The organism is Phenylobacterium sp. (genome assembly GCF_030693805.1).
Taxonomy (GTDB): Bacteria; Pseudomonadota; Alphaproteobacteria; order Caulobacterales; family Caulobacteraceae; genus Phenylobacterium.
Window position 1 is genome coordinate 1 of record NZ_JAUXZW010000196.1, and the last position, 4,102, is coordinate 4,102.

A 4,102-nucleotide genomic window follows, 5' to 3' on the forward strand; every position below is an offset into this window, starting at 1 on the left:
GAGTGGTACAAGTTGAACTGCATCTGGGCGACGATGCGCCCGAACTCCGGCACGAAGCGGCCCAGCACGCCGGCCTCGTTCATCAGCGCCAGCGTGCGCTGGGGATCGCGCCCGCGGGCCAGGATGTTGAGGAACACCGCCGCCGCCGCCGGATCGCGCCGCACCGCCGCGGTGATCAGCGAGGCCATCCGCGTCGCCGCGGTGAACGCGTCGGGGTGCAGGTCGAGATTGCGCGCCTGGGCGATCTGGAACAGCCGCAGCAGGTTGACCGGATCGCTCTCGAAGGTCTGCGGCCCGTCGATGGACAGCCGCCCGCCGTCCTCGACGAAGCCAGGATGGTCCAGGGCCTTGCGCTTGGAATTGCTGCGGCCGGGCAGGATGCGCGACAGGCCCTTGGGTGAAATCTTCACCCGGTCGGCCTCCAGCTTGGCGGCGAACACCCGGGTCAGCGCGCCGACCTCCTTGGCGATCAGGAAGTAGCGCCGCATGAACCGTTCGACGGCGGGCGCGTCGCCCCGGTCGCCATAGCCCATGCGCCGGGCGATCTCCGGCTGCAGGTCGAAGCTCAGCCGCTCTTCAGGTCTGCCGGTCGCAAAGTGAAGGTGGCACCGCACCGCCCAGAGGAAGTCGAAGGCGCGGATGAAGGCGCGCACCTCGCGCCCGTCGAACATGTCCAGCGTGACGACGCCGTCCACGTGGCTCACCGGGTGCAGGTACTGGGCGATCCAGAACAGGGTGTTGAGGTCGCGCAGACCCCCCTTCCCTTCCTTCACATTGGGTTCGACCATGTAGCGGCTGGCGCCGGCGCGGGCGTGGCGTTCGTCGCGCTCCTTAAGCTTGGCGGCGACGAACTGGGCGCCGGTGCCGCGCACCACCTCGGCCTGGAAGCGCTTCTGCAGGTCCTCGCACAGCCGCTCGTCGCCGGTGAGGCGCCGGGCCTCCAGGATCGAGGTGCGGATCGTGTAGTCCTCGCGCGACAGGCGGATGCATTCCTCGACCGTGCGAGAGGCGTGGCCGACCTTGAAGCCCAGGTCCCACAGCGCATAGAGCATGAACTCGATCACGCTCTCGACGTGGGCGGTCTGCTTGTAGGGCCGCAGGAACAGCAGATCGATGTCGGAGAAGGGCGCGAGCGCGCCGCGGCCGTAGCCGCCGACGGCCATCAGCGCCAGGCGCTCGCCCTCGGTGGGGTTGCGGGCGCGGAACACGTGCACGGTGGTGAAGTCGTAGAGCGCGCCGATCACCTCGTCGGAGACCCCGGACAGCAGCCGCGCGGTCTCGATGCCGCCGGCGCCGTTCTCCAGCCGCTCCTTGGCGATCATCCGGCCCCGGAACAGGGCGGCCTTGAGGATCTCCAGCGCGGCGCGGCGTTGTTCGGCCTGGTCGCCGATCGCCTCCAGCGCGGCGGCGGAAAGCTGGGCGCGCAGCTTCACGCCGTCGACGACGTATTCCAGGCGGGTCGGGCGTAGGCGCGGAGGCATGGGCGACCGTAGGGGGCTTCAGGTTAAGACGATATAGGCGCCGCGCCGTGGGTTCGTCAGGCGAAAACGCCGTTATGTCTTAACCCTGGTCTTTCACCAGCCGCTCACCCTGAAGCTCTACAATGGCGCTTTCATAGGAGGGCTTGGCCGATGACCAGGTTCGACTTCTACGACCGCCTGCGCGAGCCCCTGGCCCATCCGGAGGCCGGCTGGCCCGGCGTGGTGCGGGCGGTGCTGCTGCTGACGATCGCCGCCGTGCTTGCGGCGTCGGCCGCGGTTTGGCTGTGGGTGGGGTGAGGACGACGCGAACGTCGCGGTCTTCGGGCCATTGCGCAAAGATTGGTTGACTCTGCAGCCCTGCAGAATCATGTAATCGCTTGCAAATGCGGGAATACATTCAGTTCTGGCGCAAGGCACTCGCGGTTGGATGGAGAGTCGCTTGGCGGCTAGTGGGCTCGAGTCCTCCAGCAATCTGGCGAACGTTGGCGTTCGCGCTCGTGACGGCAATACTGGTTTGGCTCGTAGCTCCCGCGCTTGGAGGGTTTGGCGCGAGAGCCAATGACGAGGCGCTTATACGCGCAATCTTGTCAGCCACGGTCGCCTTTGCCGTCATAGGCTTAATAGTTGCCACTACAGCAGCGTTCACGACGCTTCTGTATGCACCGTTTGTACTCTGGCGTGACGTGAAAGCAAAAATTCCACAGAAACCGACGTACAATCTCAAGCCAGACGCATCGATAACTCAAGCTATGTATTTCGCAGTAACTGGGGTGTGGGACAAGATACCTGAGGGTGATTTCGCGTCGAAGGTAGCAAATGCCCTAGAGGATTTTCATCAAATTGCTGCCGATGGAGGGCTTCACGTTTGGTACCAGCCCTTCAAGCACGGCGTGTGGCAGAGACTTGAGAAGTCCGGATGGGTTTACCACAACGTAGTGCTTGGGGATGTGTTGAGCGACGAAGCTGTCATGAGGCGACGTCGAGACGGCTCTGTCATTGAGACGTGCCGAGTGTTGGGCGTTTGTCGCAGCGAGTGGGACGACAAGTGGGCGTATCGCCGATCCTTGTTAGTCGGGTCGGAAGCGTCGATGCCGACCATCAGCACCACCAACCTCACAGCATCCCTTTGAGCCGGTAGAGCGCGTCCATCGCCTCTCGCGGGCTCATGCCGTCGGGGTCCAGGTCGCGGACGGCGGCCTCCACGGGGTTCGGGCTGGCGGGTTCGGCGACGCTGGCCACCGCGGCGGCGAACAGCGGCAGGTCCTCCAGGTGGGCGGGGGCGCCAGCTTCGCGTTCCAGGCGGTCGAGCACCTGGCGGGCGCGGGCGACCACGGCGGGGGGGACGCCCGCGAGCTTGGCCACCTGCACGCCGTAGGAGCGGTCCGCGGGGCCGGCCTGGGCCTCGTGCAGGAAGACGAGATCGCCATTCCACTCCTTGGCCTTCAGCGACAGATTGGCGTCGTGGGCGAGCCGCTGCTCGAGCACGGTCAGCTCATGGTAGTGGGTGGCGAACAGGCCCCGGCAGCGGTTGGTCTCGTGCAGCGCCTCGGCGCAGGCCCAGGCGATGGCCAGGCCGTCGTAGGTGGCGGTGCCACGGCCGATCTCGTCAAGGATCACCAGGGAGCGCGGCGTGGCCTGGGTCAGGATCGCGGCGGTCTCGACCATCTCGGCCATGAAGGTGGAGCGGCCGCGCGCCAGATCGTCGCCCGCGCCGACGCGGCTGAACAGGCGGTCGACGACGCCCAGGCGCAGGCGCCGCGCCGGCACGAAGGCGCCAGCCTGGGCCAGCACCGCCAAGAGGGCGTTCTGGCGCAGGAAGGTCGACTTGCCGGCCATGTTGGGGCCGGTGACGATGGCGAGCCTGGGGCCCGACGCGCCGACCCCGTCGAGGCGGCAGTCGTTGGGGGTGAAGGCGTCGCCCGCACGGCGCACGGCGGCCTCGACCACCGGATGGCGCGCGCCCTCGGCCTCGAAGGCGGTGGAGCGGTCGACGATCGGACGCGACGCGCCGACGTCGTCGGACCATTCGGCGAGCCCGGCGGCGACGTCGAGGCAGGCGGCGGCCTCGGCGGCGGCCTGGATGGCTCGGGCGACCGCACAGGCGGCCTCGCGCCAGGCCTCGAACGTCTCCAGCTCGATGGCGAGCGCGCGTTCGCCGGCCTGGGCGATGCGAGCGTCCAGCTCGGCCAGGGCCACGGTGGTGAAGCGCACCTGGTTGGCCATGGTCTGGCGGTGGATGAAGGTCGCCTGGTGCGGCGGTTTGAGCAGCGGCTCGGCGGCCTTGGCCGTGGCCTCGACGAAATAGCCGAGGACGGCGTTGTGGCGGATCTTCAGCGCCACGCCGGTGTCGGCGGCGAGCTGGGCCTCGAGGCCGGCGATGACCCGGCGGCTGTCGTCGCGGAGCGCGCGGGCCTCGTCGAGTTCGGGGCGCACGCCCGCGGCCACGAACCCGCCGTCGCGGGCCTGGGCCGGCAGGTCGGGGCCGAGGCCTGTGTCCAGCAGGGCGCGAAGCTGGGCGAGGTCCTCGACCCGACGCGCATCCAGAGCATCGAGGGCGGCGGCGATCTCCGGCGGCGGGGCGACCAGCGGATCGGGCGCGGCTGCGAACAGCACGGCCAACG

The 4,102-nt window shown here is 68.4% G+C and carries 4 protein-coding genes; 2 read left to right on the forward strand and 2 right to left on the reverse strand.

Annotation, left to right across the window (positions count from 1 at the left end; translation table 11 throughout):
- A partial coding sequence (gene glnD, locus Q8M88_RS07955; RefSeq protein ID WP_305596134.1) for a [protein-PII] uridylyltransferase occupies nucleotides 1–1,481 on the reverse strand: 1,481 nt, incomplete at its 3' end.
- Nucleotides 1,482–1,631: 150 nt separating this feature from the next.
- Here glnD and Q8M88_RS07960 point away from each other — a divergent pair.
- Nucleotides 1,632–1,778 carry a hypothetical protein gene (locus Q8M88_RS07960; protein WP_305596136.1) on the forward strand — a complete coding sequence of 49 codons (147 nt, stop codon included), beginning with the start codon at nucleotides 1,632–1,634 and terminating at the stop codon, nucleotides 1,776–1,778.
- A 185-nt stretch (nucleotides 1,779–1,963) separates the two neighbouring features.
- Nucleotides 1,964–2,611, forward strand: coding sequence for a hypothetical protein (locus Q8M88_RS07965; RefSeq protein ID WP_305596138.1), 648 nt, complete (start codon nucleotides 1,964–1,966; stop codon nucleotides 2,609–2,611).
- Here the strand turns inward: Q8M88_RS07965 and mutS are convergent.
- Nucleotides 2,595–4,102, reverse strand: a 1,508-nt coding sequence (gene mutS / locus Q8M88_RS07970) for a DNA mismatch repair protein MutS (protein ID WP_305596140.1), incomplete at its 5' end; no start/stop codon positions are given. The genes Q8M88_RS07965 and mutS overlap by 17 nt on opposite strands.

Bases quoted from the DNA above. Each gene is read 5' to 3' on its own strand.
- Q8M88_RS07960 (WP_305596136.1), top strand. From the start codon at position 1,632: ATGACCAGGTTCGACTTCTACGACCGCCTGCGCGAGCCCCTGGCCCAT.